The 15,590-nt window shown below is 72.3% G+C and carries 16 protein-coding genes; 11 read left to right on the top strand and 5 right to left on the bottom strand.

Annotated features, from left to right (window positions below; translation table 11 throughout):
• The first annotated feature begins 9 nt into the window (after positions 1–9).
• Positions 10–963, top strand: a complete 954-nt coding sequence (locus tag OG453_RS33555; protein ID WP_266872319.1) for a DUF3048 domain-containing protein — start codon at positions 10–12, stop codon at positions 961–963.
• Positions 964–965: 2 nt separating this feature from the next.
• On the opposite strand, the gene OG453_RS33550 is transcribed toward OG453_RS33555, so the two are convergent.
• A complete protein-coding gene (locus tag OG453_RS33550; RefSeq protein ID WP_266872318.1) occupies positions 966–1,433 on the bottom strand; it encodes a MarR family winged helix-turn-helix transcriptional regulator in 468 nt (155 codons plus the stop codon).
• Positions 1,434–1,603: 170 nt separating this feature from the next.
• Between OG453_RS33550 and OG453_RS33545 the strand changes: the two genes are divergently transcribed.
• Genes OG453_RS33545 through pcaD form a run of 7 tightly spaced genes read left to right on the top strand, consistent with a single transcriptional unit; the run spans position 1,604 to position 8,066 of the window.
• The gene (locus OG453_RS33545; RefSeq protein WP_266872317.1) at positions 1,604–2,386 is read left to right on the top strand and encodes a CoA transferase subunit A; all 783 of its coding nucleotides are present in this window, start codon (positions 1,604–1,606) and stop codon (positions 2,384–2,386) included.
• The gene (locus OG453_RS33540; protein WP_266872316.1) at positions 2,386–3,033 is read left to right on the top strand and encodes a CoA transferase subunit B; all 648 of its coding nucleotides are present in this window, start codon (positions 2,386–2,388) and stop codon (positions 3,031–3,033) included. The genes OG453_RS33545 and OG453_RS33540 overlap by 1 nt, the downstream gene beginning before the upstream one ends.
• A gap of 2 nt (positions 3,034–3,035) precedes the next feature.
• A complete protein-coding gene (locus tag OG453_RS33535) occupies positions 3,036–4,238 on the top strand; it encodes a thiolase family protein (protein WP_266873223.1) in 1,203 nt (400 codons plus the stop codon).
• A 48-nt stretch (positions 4,239–4,286) separates the two neighbouring features.
• Entirely contained in the window at positions 4,287–5,057 is a 771-nt protein-coding gene (gene pcaH, locus OG453_RS33530; protein WP_266872315.1) for a protocatechuate 3,4-dioxygenase subunit beta, read from the top strand.
• The gene (gene pcaG / locus OG453_RS33525) at positions 5,057–5,611 is read left to right on the top strand and encodes a protocatechuate 3,4-dioxygenase subunit alpha (protein ID WP_266872314.1); all 555 of its coding nucleotides are present in this window, start codon (positions 5,057–5,059) and stop codon (positions 5,609–5,611) included. Before pcaH ends, pcaG begins: the two co-directional genes overlap by 1 nt.
• Positions 5,608–6,948: a 3-carboxy-cis,cis-muconate cycloisomerase gene (gene pcaB / locus OG453_RS33520; protein ID WP_266872313.1), complete on the top strand. Its 1,341-nt coding sequence runs from the start codon at positions 5,608–5,610 to the stop codon at positions 6,946–6,948. Before pcaG ends, pcaB begins: the two co-directional genes overlap by 4 nt.
• On the top strand, positions 6,945–8,066 hold the full coding sequence (pcaD, locus tag OG453_RS33515; protein ID WP_266872312.1) for a 3-oxoadipate enol-lactonase: 1,122 nt from the start codon (positions 6,945–6,947) through the stop codon (positions 8,064–8,066). The genes pcaB and pcaD overlap by 4 nt, the downstream gene beginning before the upstream one ends.
• Before the next feature lie 83 nt (positions 8,067–8,149).
• Here the strand turns inward: pcaD and OG453_RS33510 are convergent, their stop codons facing one another.
• A complete protein-coding gene (locus tag OG453_RS33510) occupies positions 8,150–9,166 on the bottom strand; it encodes an alpha/beta fold hydrolase (RefSeq protein ID WP_266872311.1) in 1,017 nt (338 codons plus the stop codon).
• A 69-nt stretch (positions 9,167–9,235) separates the two neighbouring features.
• The gene (locus OG453_RS33505) at positions 9,236–9,892 is read right to left on the bottom strand and encodes a TetR/AcrR family transcriptional regulator (protein ID WP_266872310.1); all 657 of its coding nucleotides are present in this window, start codon (positions 9,890–9,892) and stop codon (positions 9,236–9,238) included.
• A gap of 149 nt (positions 9,893–10,041) precedes the next feature.
• Between OG453_RS33505 and OG453_RS33500 the strand changes: the two genes are divergently transcribed.
• The 3 genes from OG453_RS33500 to OG453_RS33490 all read left to right on the top strand — a co-directional run bounded on the left by OG453_RS33500 (position 10,042) and on the right by OG453_RS33490 (position 13,668).
• A complete protein-coding gene (locus OG453_RS33500; protein ID WP_266872309.1) occupies positions 10,042–11,478 on the top strand; it encodes a DHA2 family efflux MFS transporter permease subunit in 1,437 nt (478 codons plus the stop codon).
• Between the two features lie 171 nt (positions 11,479–11,649).
• On the top strand, positions 11,650–12,024 hold the full coding sequence (locus OG453_RS33495; RefSeq protein WP_266872308.1) for a hypothetical protein: 375 nt from the start codon (positions 11,650–11,652) through the stop codon (positions 12,022–12,024).
• Positions 12,025–12,165: 141 nt separating this feature from the next.
• Positions 12,166–13,668, top strand: a complete 1,503-nt coding sequence (locus OG453_RS33490) for a SulP family inorganic anion transporter (RefSeq protein WP_266872307.1) — start codon at positions 12,166–12,168, stop codon at positions 13,666–13,668.
• Positions 13,669–13,766: 98 nt separating this feature from the next.
• Here OG453_RS33490 and OG453_RS33485 read toward each other — a convergent pair whose 3' ends face one another.
• Positions 13,767–14,687, bottom strand: a complete 921-nt coding sequence (locus OG453_RS33485; RefSeq protein WP_266872306.1) for an SDR family oxidoreductase — start codon at positions 14,685–14,687, stop codon at positions 13,767–13,769.
• A 40-nt stretch (positions 14,688–14,727) separates the two neighbouring features.
• Positions 14,728–15,531 carry an SDR family oxidoreductase gene (locus OG453_RS33480; protein WP_266872305.1) on the bottom strand — a complete coding sequence of 268 codons (804 nt, stop codon included), beginning with the start codon at positions 15,529–15,531 and terminating at the stop codon, positions 14,728–14,730.
• Between the last annotated feature and the right edge of the window lie 59 nt (positions 15,532–15,590).

The raw sequence follows: 15,590 nt of genomic DNA, 5'->3' as shown, positions 1-15,590 counted from the left end.
GTGGTCGCCATGGGACGGTGGACACACATTCGGCGCGCGGCGGTGGCGGCAGTGGCCGTCATCGCCCTCGCGCCGGCCTGCACGTTCGGGGACGACTCCGGAGGCGACGGGAACACGCCGTCGGACGGGTCGGGCGGCGGCCCCGTACTCGCGGTGAAGATCGACAACGTCGGCCCGGCGCGCCCGCAGACCGGGCTCGACGCGGCGGACATCGTCTACGCCGAGCAGGTGGAGGCGGGGCTCAGCCGGCTGATGGCCGTCTACGGCGATCCGGAGCGGCTGCCGTCGATCGTCGGTCCGGTGCGCAGCGCGCGCGAGACGGACCTGGAGCTGCTTCGCCAGTTCGACGACCCGGCGCTCGCGTTCTCCGGGGCGCAGTCGAAGCTGCTTCCGCTGATCTCCGACGCACCGCTGCGCGGCCTGACGCCCGGCAAGGCACCCGCCGACGCCTACTTCCGCGACGGCAACAGGGCCGCGCCGCACAATCTCTTCGTACGTCCGAAAGCCCTCGGCCTGGAGCAGGGCGACGGCGACGGCCTGGCGAGCACGGGCTTCGTCTTCGGCCCGCGCCCGAAGGCCGGCGGCACCCCGGAGCAGGAGCGCACCGTCCGCTTCCCGGCGGCACGGTTCACCTTCACCTGGTCGACCGAGCAGGAGCGCTGGCTGATCGCCATGGACGGGGAGCGGGCCATCACGTCCGACGGCAAGGGCCTGGCGGCGTCGACGGTCGTCGTGCAGTACACGAAGGTCCGCGAGTCCCGCTTCCAGGACCGCTCGGGCAACAACACCCCGTTCACCGAGACAGTCGGCTCCGGCAAGGCGCAGGTCCTGCGGGACGGCCGCGCCTACGAGGCGCGCTGGGAGCGGCCCGACGCGGAGGACGGCACGGAGTTCACCACGCCGGACGGCGAGCCGCTGCCGTTCGCGAAGGGGCAGGTCTGGGTGGTGTACGCGAAGGCGTGACGTCAGGCCTTGCCGGCGGCGAGGGGCTCCGCGGGATGGCGGAGGCCCTCCGCCGCGTCCGACACCCGCTGGATCAGATCGAAGAACACCGTCTGTTCGTCGGCGGAGAGCGGGCCGAGGAAGACCTGGTTCATCCGGGCCGTCCGCACGGTCAGCTTGCGGTGTGTGCGCTTGCCCTCGTCGGTGAGGTGCAGCAGATAGCGGCGGCCGTCCTGCGGATCGCGCACCTTGTCGAGCAGCTCGCGGCGGATGAGCCGGCTGATGACCTCCGCGATGGTGGAGCGGTCGAGGCCGACCCGCTCGCCGACGGTGCGCTGGTCGAGGCCGGGCTCCGCGACCAGCGCGTTCAGGACGGCGAACTGCGGAGAGGTGATCTCCTCGGAGACCATCGTGTTCCACAGCAGGTAGTGCGCCTGCTGCAGACGCCGGGCCAGGTGCCCGGGGTGGGTGGTCAGGTCCACCGCGGCCATGAGTGCCTCCGTTTTCCGTGGGTGCACTGAACAATACTCGCCCTTGACGGCTTAGGGAACGAGTGGCAGCGTAAGTCGAACCTCGTAAAAATAGTCAGTGCCCTGATTAATGGATGGGGCATCGAAGGCCTGGGAAAGAGCGCAGGCCTGGAAGAGATGGGGCTCGACGGATGGACAAGGTGGTGGCCTCGGCCGCCGATGCGGTGGCCGACGCACGGGACGGCGCGTCGCTCGCCGTGGGCGGGTTCGGCCTCAGCGGAGTGCCGAACGAGCTGATCCGGGCGCTGTACGAGCGGGGCGTCTCGGGCCTGAGCGTGGTGTCCAACAACTGCGGCGCCATGGACACCGGGCTCGCGGTGCTGCTCTCGGCGGGCCGGATCGCCCGCGTGACCGGGTCGTACATCGGCGCCAACAAGGAGTTCGCCCGCCAGTACCTGGGCGGTGAGCTAGAGGTGGAGATGATCCCGCAGGGCACGCTCGCCGAGCGGCTGCGGGCCGGGGGCACCGGCATCCCCGCGTTCTACACGCCCGCCGGGGTCGGCACACAGGTCGCCGACGGCGGACTGCCCTGGCGTTATGACGGACAGGGCGGGGTTGCGGTGGCCTCCCCCGCCAAGGAGGTCCGGGAGTTCGACGGCGTCTCCTACGTCCTGGAGCACGGCATCCGCACGGACTTCGCCCTCGTACGGGCCGCGAAGGGCGACCGGCACGGGAACCTGGTCTTCAACAGGTCCACCCGCAATTTCAACCCACTGGCGGCCATGGCCGGGCGGGTCACGATCGCCGAGGTGGAGGAGCTGGTGGAGCCGGGCGAGATCGACCCGGACGCCGTGCATCTGCCGGGGATCTTCGTGCAGCGGGTGGTGGCGCTCACCCCGGAGCAGGCCGCCGACAAGAGCATCGAACGGCGCACGGTTTCCGCGCCGCCGGCACGAGGGACGGTGAGCGGCTGATGGCCTGGACGCGTGAAGAGATGGCCGCGCGGGCCGCGCGCGAGCTGCGCGACGGGCAGTACGTGAACCTGGGCATCGGCCTGCCCACGCTGATCCCCAACTATCTGCCCGCGGGAGTGGAGGTGGTCCTTGAATCGGAGAACGGCATCCTGGGCGTCGGCCCCTACCCCACCGAGGAGCAGGTCGACCCCGACCTGATCAACGCGGGCAAGGAGACCGTGACGGTCCTGCCGGGCGCCTCCTACTTCGACTCCTCGCTCTCCTTCGGGATGATCCGCGGCGGTCACATCGACGTCGCGGTGCTCGGCGCGATGCAGGTCTCCGCGGGCGGGGACCTGGCCAACTGGGCCATCCCCGGGAAGATGATCACCGGGATCGGCGGGGCGATGGACCTCGTGCACGGGGCGCGGACGGTGATCGTGGCGATGACCCACACCGCCAAGGACGGCTCGCCCAAGATCCTTGAGGAGTGCGCGCTGCCGCTGACCGGCAAGGCCTGCGTGAACCGGATCATCACCGACCTCGGCGTCCTGGACGTCACCGAAACCGGCCTGGAACTGGCCGAGTTGGCGCCCGGCGTCACCGTGGACGAGATCACGGCCAAGACCGCCGCCAAGGTCCACGTCCCCGAAGGGATCTCCTCATGAGCCTGCGTGACGTCTACATCGTCGACGCCGTACGCACCCCCGTCGGCAAGTACAACGGCGCGCTCGCGGGCATCCGCCCCGACGACCTGGGCGCGCACGCGATCCGCGAACTCCTCGCCCGCACGCCCGACTTGGACCCGTCGCTGATCGGCGATGTCTATTTCGGCAACGCCAACGGCGCCGGCGAGGAGAACCGGAACGTGGGCAGGATGGCCGCGCTTCTTGCGGGGCTGCCCGTGACCGTCCCCGGCGTCACCGTCAACCCGCTCTGCGCCTCCGGCCTCGAAGCCGTCATCCAGGCCGCCCGCGCCATCGCACTCGGCGACGCCTCCGTCGCCGTGGCGGGCGGCGTCGAGTCGATGACCCGCGCACCCTACGTACTGCCCAAGAGCGACCGGCCCTTCCCCGCCGGGCACACCGAGCTGTACTCCACCACGCTCGGCTGGCGCATGGTCAACCCGAAGATGGAGCCGCAGTGGACGGTGCCGCTCGGCGAGAGCGCCGAACTCATCGCGGACAAGCACCAGATCACCCGCGAACAGCAGGACGCGTACGCCCTCGCCTCGCACCACAAGGCGGCACAGGCGCAGAAGGACGGCCTGTTCGACGCCGAGATCGCGCCGGTCGCCATCCCGCGGCGCAAGGGCGATCCCGTCCTCTTCGAGCGCGACGAGTGCGTGCGCCCCGATGCGTCCCTGGAGGCGATGGCCAAGCTCAAGCCGTCGTTCCGCACCCCGGACGGCACGGTCACGCCCGGCAACGCGTCGCCGCTCAACGACGGCGCCGCCGCGCTGCTCCTCGTCGACGAGGAGGGACTGAAGGCGACCGGCCGCGAGCCGCTGGCCCGCGTCTCGGCGTCCGGCGTCTCCGCGATCGAGCCGCACTACTTCGGTCTGGCGCCGGTCGATGCCGTCAACCGGGCGCTCGCGAAGGCGGGCAGGTCCTTCGGCGATCTGAGCACGCTGGAGCTCAACGAGGCTTTCGCGGCCCAGGTGTTGGGGTGCGCGGCCGAGTGGCCGGACCTCGACCCGGACGTCCTGAACCCGCAGGGCGGCGCCATCGCGCTCGGGCATCCGCTCGGCGCGTCCGGCGCACGACTCGCCGGCACCGTCGCTCACCAACTCGCCCGCAGGGGAACAGGCGTTGGCGTCGCCACCCTCTGCATCGGCGTCGGCCAGGGCCTCGCGCTGGTCCTCGAACGCTGACCCACCGCCCCTCACCAGCACCACCCCGTACTCACGGAGCCGAGAGACATGACCCTCACCGAACCCCTGCCCGACGGGCTGAGCCAGCGGGAGATAGACGCGGAGGTCGCCAAGGCACAGGCCTCGGCGGTGCCCGCCGACCACCCGCCGCGCGACTATCCCCCGTACCGCAGCAGCCACTTGCGCCACCCGAAGCAGCCGCTGATCCCGCTGCGCGACCCGGAGGCGGTGGAGCTGAGCGGGCCCGCGTTCGGCGTCACCGACATCACCGCGCTCGACCGCGATCTGACCCGCCGGCACCAGGGTGAGCCGCTGGGCGAGCGGATCACGGTGTCCGGCCGGGTCCTGGACCGCGAAGGGCGGCCGGTGCGCGGCCAGTTGGTCGAGCTGTGGCAGGCCAACGCGTCGGGGCGATACGCCCATCAGCTCGACCAGCACCCGGCGCCGCTCGACCCGAACTTCACGGGCTTCGGCCGCTGTCTGACGGATGACGACGGGTCGTACTCCTTCACGACCGTCAAGCCGGGTGCGTATCCGTGGCGCAACCACGTCAACGCGTGGCGCCCGGCCCACATCCACTTCTCGCTCTTCGGCTCGGCGTTCACCCAGCGTCTGGTGACGCAGATGTACTTCCCCGGCGATCCGCTGTTCCCCTACGACCCGGTGCTGCGGTCGGTGACGGACGAGGCGGCACGGCAGCGCCTGGTGTCGACGTACGACCACGATCTCTCCACCCCCGAGTGGTCGCTCGGCTACCGCTGGGACATCGTCCTCGACGGCCCCTCCGCGACGCTCTTCGAGGAAGGCGGCAACCACTGATGTCGTACGCTCCGACGCCCTCCCAGACGGTCGGCCCGTTCTACGGCTACGCGCTGCCCTTCCCGCGGGGCGGCGAGGTCGCGCCGGCCGGCCACCCGGACACGATCACCCTGCACGGGCATGTGTACGACGGCGCGGGAGACCCCGTGCCCGACGCCCTGATCGAGACCTGGCAGCCCGCGCCCGACGGCTCCCGCACGGGAGCGCCGGGATCGCTGCGGCACGACCCGGTCACGGGCGAGGTGATCGGCCGCGACGGCGTCGCGTTCACCGGGTTCGGCCGCGTGCCGACCGACGCGGACGGCCACTGGGCGATCCGTACGCTCCCGCCCGGCGGTGTCTCGTACATCGCGGTCGCGGTCTTCGCGCGCGGCCTGCTCCACCACCTGTACACACGCGCCTACTTGACGGACGAGCCGGGCGACCCCCTCCTCGGCTCGCTCGACGCGCGGCGGCGCGCGACGCTGATCACGCGCCCCGAGGCGCACCGCACGTACCGTTTCGACATCCGCCTTCAGGGCGAGGGCGAAACGGTGTTCCTGGAGTTCGAGTGAGTTCAGCGGAGTACGACAACGGCCTGCTCGCCCCGGGGCGGGCGGGCTCCCCCGCCGAGGCCGCGGTGTCGGATGTGGCGTTCCTGCAGGCGATGCTGGACGCGGAGGCGGCGCTGACCCGCGCCCAGGCGGAGGCGGGCCTCGCCCCTGCGGACGCGGCATCCGCGGTCGGCGCCGCGGCGGACGCCGCCCGCTTCGACGTACGCGACATCGCGCTCCGCGCGCGTGCCGGCGGCAATCCGGTGATCCCGCTGGTGGCGGACCTGACGGCGGCGGTGCCGGAAGCGGCGGCGCCGTACGTGCACCGGGGCGCGACGAGCCAGGACATCATGGACACGGCGATGATGCTGATCGCGGGCCGGACCCTCGACCTGATCCTCGCCGACCTGGCCCGCGCGGAACAGGCACTGGCCCGCCTCGCCGCAGCACACCGGGACACGGTGATGCCGGGCCGCACGCTGACCCAGCACGCGGTCCCGACGACCTTCGGCCTGAAGGCGGCGGGCTGGCGCTCGCTGACCCTCGACGCACGGGACAGGGTGGCGGCGGTGCGTGCCTCGCTGCCGGTGCAATTGGGCGGCGCGGCAGGGACGTTGGCGGCGTTCGGGGCGTACGGCGGGAGCGCGGGGCTCGTCTCGGCCTATGCCCGGCAGTTGTCGCTCGCCGAACCCGGGCTGCCCTGGCACACCCTGCGCACGCCCGTCGCCGACCTCGCATCGGCCCTCGCCTTCGCCGCGGGTGCCTTGGGGAAGGCCGCGGTGGACATCCTCACGCTCGGCCGTACGGAGATCGCCGAGGTCTCCGAAGGCGCCGGAGGCGGCTCCTCCGCCATGCCCCACAAGGCGAACCCGGTACGTTCCACGCTGATCGCCGCGGCGGCGCGCCGCGCGCCCGCCCTCGCGGCCACGCTCCTCGCCTCCATGGCCGCCGAAGACGAACGCCCCGCAGGCGCCTGGCACGCGGAGTGGGAGGCCCTCCGCGACCTCCTGCGCACGGTCGGCGGGGCGAGCCGGGACGCGGTGGAGCTCACCGAGAACCTCCGGGTGCACGCGGACACCATGCGCGAACACCTCGGCCTCACCCACGGGTTGATCGTCTCCGAGCGCCTGACGGCCGAGCTTGCGCCGCTCGTCGGCCGGGCGCGCGCGAAGGAACTCCTCACGTCGGCGGCCCGCCGCACCCGGGACGAGGCCAGGTCCCTCGCGGACGTGCTGGCCGAGGAAGCCGAGCTCAAGGGCGTCGGCCTCGCGGGCATCGACCTCGCCGAACTCACCGACCCGACCCGGTATACCGGCTCCGCCGGCGCCCTCACCGACCGAGCCCTGGAGCGACGTTGAGCACCAAGCTGCCGCATCACACCATCGAGGGCGCCCCGACCGCGCCCGCTCTCCTCCTCGGCCCGTCCCTGGGCACATCCACGGCCCTGTGGGACGCCGTGGCGCCCGAACTCTCCACCGCTCAGCGGGTCGTACGCTGGGACCTCCCCGGCCACGGCAAGTCGCCCGCCCACCTGATCGGCCCGGGTGCCACCGTCGCCGACCTGGCGGATCTCGTCCTGGCGCTCGCCGATTCGCTCGGCATCGACCGTTTCTCGTACGCGGGTGTCTCGCTCGGCGGCGCCGTCGGTCTGCATCTCGCGGTGCACCACCCGGAGCGGATCGAGAGCCTCGCCGTGATCTGCTCGTCGGCGCACTTCGGCGGGTCCGCGCCGTGGGAGGAGCGTGCGGAACTCGTACGCCGCGAGGGCCTCGCCACGCTCGCGGAGACCGCACCGCAGCGCTGGTTCACCCCCGGGTTCACGGTGCCCGGCCTGGTGGACGACCACCGGAACACCGACCCCGACGCGTACGCCGCGTGCTGCGACGCGCTGGCGGCGTACGACCTCAGGGGCGCGCTGGCGGAGGTCGGCGCGCCCACGCTGGTCATCGCGGGGCGCGAGGATCCGGCGACACCGCCGGCCCACGCGCGCGAGATCGCCGACGCGGTGCCGGGCGCGTCCCTGACCGAGCTGGCCGGGGCCTCACATCTGGCCCCCGCGGAACGCCCCGACGCGGTGGTCGCCGCGCTGCGGGGGTACTTCGGCGGGGCGGCGGCGAGCGGGATGGCGGTACGCCGGGAGGTCCTGGGGGACGCGCACGTGGACCGTGCGCAGGGGAACACCACGCCCTTCACGGCGCGCTTCCAGGACTTCATCTCCCGCTACGCGTGGGGCGAGATCTGGACCGATCCCACGCTGGCCCGCCGCGAACGCAGCATGATCACACTGACGGCGCTGATCGCACACGGCCACTACGAGGAACTGGCCATGCATGTACGAGCGGCACGCCGCAACGGCCTGACGCCCGATGAGATCGGGGCGGTGCTGCTGCAGACGGCGGTCTACTGCGGGGTCCCTGCGGCGAATTCCGCATTCGCGGTGGCACAGCGGGTGCTGGCGGAGGAGGGCGACGAATAGCCCCTCCGGCGTTTGAGGAGCGGGGGTCTGAGGGCGGAGCCCCCAGGAGACCGAGCCACGGTGGCGGTCCAAGGGCCCCGCCCCTACGTCGCGCTGCGCTCACTCGCTTCGCGATACCTCCGCTCCAGCGCCCCCACAAACGCCTCCTCCCCCGGCCGCCCCGCCCGCAGCAACTGCCGCCACCGCTCCGCGCTCCAGTCCGCCGGCGCCGTCCCCCGGACGAACTCCTCGACAAGCCCCACGAACCGCGCCGGATCGGCGTGAAAGGGAAAGTGCCCGGCCCCGCCGAAGATCTCCAGGCGGCTCCCCGGCATCGCCTGATGCGCGGTGAACGCGTGGTCGACCGGCAGCACGCTGTCCCGGTCGCCCCACACGAGCAGCGTCGGCATCCCCTCGGCCAGGTAGCAGCGATCCAGCATCGTCACCACCTGCCCCCGCCAGTCGACGACCGACCGCAGCGTGCGGATGAACGCGGTCCGCGCCCAGACGTCCGGCAACGCCTCGACCAGGCCCATCAGTTCGGGCGCGTCCTGCCCGAGCCCGGTGTCGAGGAGCCGGAGCAGCCCCACGACCGCCCGCACCGGCAGATCGGCGCCGGGCAGTTCGAGCAGGGAGAGGAGCAGCGCGGCGCCGGGCAGCGAGACCCCCCGCAGCACGGGGCTGACCTGCGGCCCCACGCCTCCCGTACTGACCAGGACGAGCCGCTCGACCCGCTCGGGAAACTGGTAGGCGAACTGCATCGCGACGCCACCGCCGAACGAGTGCCCGACGAGCGTGACCCGCTCGATGCCGAGTACGCCGAGCAGATCACGGACCCCGTTGGCGTACGCCGCCACGGAGTAGTCGGCGCGCGGCTTCTCGGACGCACCGTGACCGAGCAGGTCCGGGGCGATGACCGTGTGCGTACGGGCCAGTGGTGCGATCAGCGGCGCCCAGGTCACCGACGACGCGCCGATGCCGTGGATCAGCAGGATCGCGGGCCCCTCACCGGCGATGCGGTACGCGCGCCGGTAGCCGTGCACCGTACGGAACCGCAGCGTGCCCCCGCCCTCGTCGTCGGTGGGAAGCCGCAGGGACTGGAAGGGCAGGATCCGCGCCATGGGCCGGAGTGTAGACAGGCGGGGCGTTGGGGTGGTTTCGGATGGGTTTCGGGTGGCGTAACTCGGGCGCTAATCGGCGCCGTAGCACCCCAGGAACATGTCGACGCCGGCGACGATCAGGCGCTCCGTCAGATCGTCGCTGATGTCGGTGCCGTACGAGCCGAAGACCAGGTGCGGGAAGACGAGCAGGGAGTACAGCTGGATGACCGCGGCCTCCATGTCCGGGACGACGAGGCGGCCCTGGTCGGCCAGTTCGCGCAACGCGCCCGCGATCGCGGGGTGATGCCCCTCCGGGCCGTGGTGCTCCCATGCCGTGCCCAGTGAGGGGAAGCGGTGGATCTCCCTGGCGACCAGCTGGCGCAGCGCCTTCATCTCCTGGTCGTCGCGGACCGCGTCGACCCAGATCCGGGCGGCGTTCAGGAACGCCCCGCGCAGGTCGTCCGCCGCGGTGAGGCCGTCAAGGGCGGCCACCGATGAGGACGCGGCGAGGGGTTCGTCGAGCGCGCCCGCGATGACCGCGGTGAACAGCGCTTCCTTGTTGCCGAAGTGGTTGTAGACGGTCACCTTGGACACGCCCGCATCGGCGGCGATGGCGTCCATGCCGACGCCGAACCCGTCACGGAGGAACAGCGAGCGGGCGGCGCGGACGATGGCCTCGCGCTTGCGTTCCGCGCGCAGCCCCGAAGGCCCCTCGCCCCGACCCGTGCTTCTTCCCTCGCTTCTCACGTTCCCTCGCTTCTCATGCGTCGCACCCTATCAGCCAACTGAACTGAACAGTTGAGTTCACATGAACTAGACCGTACAGTTCAGTCGCGTCAAGCCACGCCCGGTCGACTGACGCCCGGTCAAGCCACGCCTACAGGTCAGGACTTGCCATGACGCATCCCCACCCGCCCCCGGCCGCCGCGCACCACACGGCACCGCTGCCGCCGATGGGCCGACGCCCCTGGACGGCGCTCACACTCCTCTGTCTGGCCCAGTTCATGCTGGTGCTCGACGTCACCGTCGTGAATGTCGCGCTGCCGAGCATGGCCGCCGACCTCGACCTCGGCCGGACCGCCCTGACCTGGGTCGTCACGACGTACACCCTGTGTTTCGGCGGCCTGATGCTGCTCGGCGGGCGGCTCGCCGACGTCCTCGGGGCGCGCCGCACCCTGCTCACCGGGCTCGCCCTCTTCACGGTCGCCTCGCTCGTCACCGGGCTCGCGTCGGACGCGACGACGCTCCTTGCGGGACGCACCGCGCAGGGCATCGGCGCCGCGCTGCTCTCCCCGGCCGCCCTCGCGATCGTCACCACCTCCTTCCACGGCAGCGACCGCCATCGCGCGCTCGGAGTCTGGGCGGCGATCGGCGGCGCGGGCGCGGCGTTCGGCGTCCTGCTCGGCGGGGTCCTGACCGACGGCCCGGGCTGGGAGTGGATCTTCTACGTCAACGTGCCCATAGGGGCTGCCCTGTTGCTTGCCCTGCCCGCCGTCGTCCCCGCCCGTGCACCCCGGCCCGCCCGTCTGGACGTGCCGGGTGCGCTCCTGGTCACCGCCGGTACGGGTGCGCTGATCTACGGCCTGGTCGCGGCGGGCGACACGGGCTGGTCGCATCCCCGGACACTGATTCCGGTGGCCGTCGCGGCGGCGCTCTACGGGGTGTTCGTCGCCGTCGAGCGCGTCCAGCGCACGCCGCTGATCGACCTGGCGGTGCTCCGGCGCCGGCCGGTCGTCGTGGGCTCGTATCTGATGCTGGTCGCCACCGCGCTGCTGATCTCGCTGTTCTTCCTGGGGTCCGTGTTTCTTCAGGAGGTACGCGGCCACAGCGCCCTCAGGACCGGGGTGCTGTTCCTTCCGGTCGCCGTCGCCACGGCGGTCGGCGCGCACCTGGGCGGGCAGTTCGTGGGCCGGGTGGGGGCGCGGGCCACGGCGGCGGTGGGGCTCGCGCTCGCGGCGGCCGGCACCGGCCTGCTCACCGGTGTCGGGCCTGACGGCAGCACGTGGGCGGTCGTGGCGCCGGGCATGTCCGTGGCGGCACTGGGACTCGGCTCGGTGTTCGTCGCGGCCACGACCACCGCACTGGGGTTCATCGACCCCGAGGAGGCGGGCGTCGCGTCCGGCGTGGTGAACACCTTCCACGAAGTGGGCGGCTCGGTGGGCGTCGCCGTCGTCTCCACGGTGGCCGCGTCCGGCATCGAGGGCGGGACGAGCGGCGGATTCGCGAACGCGTTCCTGGTGTGCGCCATCGTCGCCGCGGTCAGCACGGCCACCACCTTCGTGTTCGTACCGCGCGGGAAGCCGCAGATGACGGGCGGACCGCACGCCCACTGAACGACGCCGGGCACGGCCCCAGGGCCGTGCCCGGCGCAAATGCGCCACGTACGCACGATCGAGGGGTGACTATCGCCTCATGTCACCACCAGGTCACCCGGGTGACACATACGCAGGTTAAGTTGCTTGGAGACGACGCGAGTTACGCAGCAACGTGAGGACTTTGCCACTGTGACGGAAGCCGGGATACGCCGAGGGGCGCTGCCCGCGGCGCTGATCGCCGTGGTCATGGTGATCGTCCAGTTCTTCGCGCACGGGATCAACGAACCCGCGTCCGGCACGGAGTCCCGCACGGCAGCGGCCACCGCGCCCTACGCGCACTGCGGCGACGAAACAGACCCCGAAGAGACCTCCGAGCACTTCCGGGCCCGCGGCCGCCCCAACTGCCGCGACCTCACCCCCGACTCCGTCGTGCGCGCCGACACCGGGGCCATCACGTCCCCGGACGCCGCCACGCGCGCGTACCGCCCGGTCGTCTCCGCCTACGCCGAGTCAAGACCCGCGGGTCGCGAACTACCGGCGCTCCTCCAGGTCTTCCGCTGCTGATCGGCCTCACCGGCACGACGACGTCCACGCGCGTGGCCCATCCGGGCGCCACGCGCGCGTGAACCGACCGCACGCACTCGCCGGAACCGACACGTCCACGTCACACCGATGCGCCCCCCACGGCGCTCAGGAGTCATCGACATGCAGCAATCCCCTGCCTCTCCACTCGATCGCGCCCGCTCTCTCTTCCGGTCCCCGGGCGACGCGCGGCACGATTTCGCCGCCTCCGTAGTCGTCTTCCTCGTCGCACTTCCCCTGTGTGTCGGCGTGGCCGTCGCCTCCGGGGTACCCGCCGAACTCGGCCTGATCACCGGCATCGTCGGCGGCATCGTCACCGGCCTCCTTCCCGGCAGCAGCCTCCAGGTGAGCGGCCCCGCCGCCGGACTCACCGTCCTCGTCTACGAAGCCGTCCAGGAGTTCGGCATCGCGGCGCTCGGCGCCCTCGTGTTCGCCGCCGGGATCCTGCAGCTCGCCATGGGCGCGCTGCGGCTCGGCCGCTTCTTCCGGGCCATCTCCGTGGCCGTCGTCGAGGGCATGCTCGCCGGCATCGGACTCGTCCTGATCGCCGGGCAGTTGTACGCCATGGCGGACCTCGAAGCTCCCGCGAGCGGGCTCGGCAAGATCGCCGGTCTTCCCGGGCTGCTCGCCGACATCGTCGGCTCGGGGCGCGCGCTGACCGCCTTCGGGCTCGGCGCGGGCTCCGTCGCCGTCCTCGTGCTGTGGCGCAGGCTCCCCGCGAAGGTCCGCGTGGTGCCGGCCCCGCTCGCCGCCGTCGCGCTCGCCACGGGTGCCTCGCTGCTCTTCTCGCTGCCCGTGGCCACGGTCGAGGTGCAGGGGCTCGTCGAGGCGGTCCAGCTGCCGGACGCCACCGCCTTCGGCGAACTGGCCGGAGTCGGCGCCATCGGCACCGTGCTCGCCTTCGCCCTGATCGCCTCCGCGGAGAGCCTGTTCAGCGCGGCCGCGGTGGACCGGCTGCACGACGGTCCGCGTACGTCGTACGACAAGGAACTGATGGCCCAGGGCGCGGGCAACACCGTGTGCGGGCTGCTCGGCGCGCTGCCGATGACAGCCGTCATCGTCCGCAGCGCGGCCAACGTGCAGGCCGGCGCGCGGACCAAGGCGTCCCGCGTCCTGCACGGCGTGTGGCTGCTGCTCTTCGCCGCGCTGCTGCCCGCCGCGCTCGGTCTCATCCCGGTCGCCGCGCTCGCCGGTGTCCTCGTGCACGCGGGTTGCAAGCTGGTTCCCGCACGGCAGTTGGCGCAGCTGTGGCGTGAGCACCGTGGTGAGGCGGTCGTGCTGGCCGTGACGGCCGTGGCGATCGTCTCGGTGAGCATGTTCGAGGGCGTCCTCATCGGCCTCGCCCTCGCCGTCATCAAGACGGCGTGGGAGACGTCCCATGTGCACGTGGAGGTCGTCGACAAGGGCGCCGGACCGATCCGGGCGCACCTGTCCGGCAATGCCACGTTCCTGCGGCTGCCGAAGCTGCTCGACGCGCTGGAGGCGCTGCCCCAGGACCGGCCGATCGAGCTGGACCTCACGGGGCTGCGGCATCTGGATCACGCGTGCCGGACGTCGCTGGAGAACTGGGCTGCGCGGCACAGTGCGGAAGGGACCGAGCCGGTGCGGGTCGCCTCGGGCGGGTAGCCGCACCCGGCGGTCGTACCTGCGGCCTCAAACGCCGGCCGGGCTGAAACTGATCAGCCCGTCCGGCGTTTGAGGACGAACTCGGCGGAGCCGGTGATCTACCTCGCCCCATACACCGGCTGAGGCACCTCCGCCCGCGAGAGCAACTTCAGCGTCGCCTCCCCCGCCTCCGCCGGACTCCACCGCGCCCCCTTGTCCGCGCTGGGGCCCGGCCGCCACCCCTCCATCACGGTGATGCGCCCCGCCTCGGCCTCGAACACCCGCCCCGTGACACCGTCCGACGCCTCGGAGCCGAGCCAGACCACGAGCGGTGACACGTTCTCCGGGGCCATCGCGTCGAAGCCGCCGCCCTCGGGCGCGGCCATGGTCTCGGCGAAGGTCGACTCCGTCATCCGCGTCCGCGCGGCCGGCGCGATCGCGTTCACCCGTACTCCGTAGGAGCCGAATTCGGCGGCGGCCACCATCGTGAGGCCCAGTATCCCGGCCTTGGCCGCGCTGTAGTTCCCCTGGCCGACGCTGCCCAGAAGGCCCGCCCCGGAGCTGGTGTTGACCACGCACGCGTGCCGCGCACGCCCGGCCTTCGCCTCGGCGCGCCAGTACGCCGCCGCATGCTTCAGCGGCAGGAAGTGGCCCTTCAGGTGGACGCGCATGACGGCGTCCCAGTCGTCCTCCTCCAGGTTCACCAGCATCCGGTCACGCAGGAACCCCGCGTTGTTCACCAGGGCGTCAAGGCCCCCGTACATGTCGACGGCGGCCGCGACCAGGGACGCCGCCCCCTCGGACGTGGCGATGTCACCGCCGTGCGCGACGGCCTCGCCGCCCGCCGCGCGGATCTCCGCGACGACGTCGTGCGCGGGCCCGCCGGACGCCCCGGAGCCGTCTGGCCCCACGCCGAGGTCGTTCACGACGACCTTCGCACCCTCGGCGGCATACGCGCGTGCGTGCGCCCGCCCAAGGCCGCGCCCCGCGCCCGTGACGATCACGACACGGCCCTCGCAGATTCCGTTCCTGGCAGTCATGCGGGATCCCTTTCCCTTGCCGGTGGCTACTTGCTGATGGCTACTTGTTCGCGGACGCCGCGTCGAGGAACGCCGGGCGCTCACCGCCGCCGTGCAGACGCAGCGCCGCGCCGCTGATGTAGCGCGCGCCCTCGGAGGCGAGGAAGACGCACGCGTCCCCGGCGTCCGACGGGTCGGCGAGCCGTCCCAGCGGGACCGTGCGGGCGACCTCCGCGATGCCGGCCTCGTCGCCGTAGTGCAGATGGGCGCTCTCGGTCCGGGCGAGGCCGAGGACGACGGTGTTCACCCGCACCGTGGGGGCCCATTCGACGGCCATGGTGCTTGCCAGGTTCTCCAGGCCCGCCTTGGCCGCTCCGTAGGCGCCGGTGCCGGGCGAAGGCCGCGTGCCGCTCACGCTCCCGATCATCGTGATGCTGCCGCCCGCGGGACGCTGCGCCCGCATCACCTCGTACGCCGCGAGAGACGCGTACAGCGGTGCCAGCAGGTTGAGTTCGACGATCTTGGCCTGGCGGGTCGGTGACGCATCGGCGAGCAGCCCGAAGGGCGAACCGCCCGCGTTGTTCACCAGCACGTCCAACCGGCCGTGATCGGCGGCCACATCGGCGAAGAAGGTGCGCGCGGCCTCCGGGTCGCGCAGATCGAGGGGGCGGAACTCGGCCGCCGCACCACCCACTTCGACCGGGCTGTCCGGCGGCCTGCGGGCGCAGACGACGACATGCGCGCCGGCGGCGAGGAAGCTGCGCGCGATGCCGGCGCCGACGCCCCGGGTGCCGCCGGTGACGACGACCACCTGCCCCGCGCCGTGCCGCCCGACCGGTGGCACACCCTGTCGCGTGTCAGTCATCGCTGCTACCTTTCCAACTAACAAATGTTTGGTTGAAAGCGCCTGGTTGAAAGGTAGCG

Origin of the sequence: Streptomyces sp. NBC_01381 (genome assembly GCF_026340305.1) — a bacterium.
Taxonomy (GTDB): Bacteria; Actinomycetota; Actinomycetes; order Streptomycetales; family Streptomycetaceae; genus Streptomyces.
The sequence above is the reverse complement of the archived record's forward strand: the minus strand, read 5'-3'. Positions and strand labels throughout refer to the sequence as shown.

Coding starts and splice junctions, on each gene's coding strand:
- OG453_RS33540 (WP_266872316.1), top strand. CDS start 2,386: ATGGCCTGGACGCGTGAAGAGATGGCCGCGCGGGCCGCGCGCGAGCTG.
- pcaH (WP_266872315.1), top strand. CDS start 4,287: ATGACCCTCACCGAACCCCTGCCCGACGGGCTGAGCCAGCGGGAGATA.
- pcaG (WP_266872314.1), top strand. CDS start 5,057: ATGTCGTACGCTCCGACGCCCTCCCAGACGGTCGGCCCGTTCTACGGC.
- OG453_RS33485 (WP_266872306.1), bottom strand. CDS start 14,687: ATGACTGCCAGGAACGGAATCTGCGAGGGCCGTGTCGTGATCGTCACG.
- OG453_RS33490 (WP_266872307.1), top strand. CDS start 12,166: ATGCAGCAATCCCCTGCCTCTCCACTCGATCGCGCCCGCTCTCTCTTC.
- OG453_RS33500 (WP_266872309.1), top strand. CDS start 10,042: ATGACGCATCCCCACCCGCCCCCGGCCGCCGCGCACCACACGGCACCG.
- OG453_RS33545 (WP_266872317.1), top strand. CDS start 1,604: ATGGACAAGGTGGTGGCCTCGGCCGCCGATGCGGTGGCCGACGCACGG.
- OG453_RS33555 (WP_266872319.1), top strand. CDS start 10: ATGGGACGGTGGACACACATTCGGCGCGCGGCGGTGGCGGCAGTGGCC.
- OG453_RS33550 (WP_266872318.1), bottom strand. CDS start 1,433: ATGGCCGCGGTGGACCTGACCACCCACCCCGGGCACCTGGCCCGGCGT.
- OG453_RS33510 (WP_266872311.1), bottom strand. CDS start 9,166: ATGGCGCGGATCCTGCCCTTCCAGTCCCTGCGGCTTCCCACCGACGAC.
- OG453_RS33480 (WP_266872305.1), bottom strand. CDS start 15,531: ATGACTGACACGCGACAGGGTGTGCCACCGGTCGGGCGGCACGGCGCG.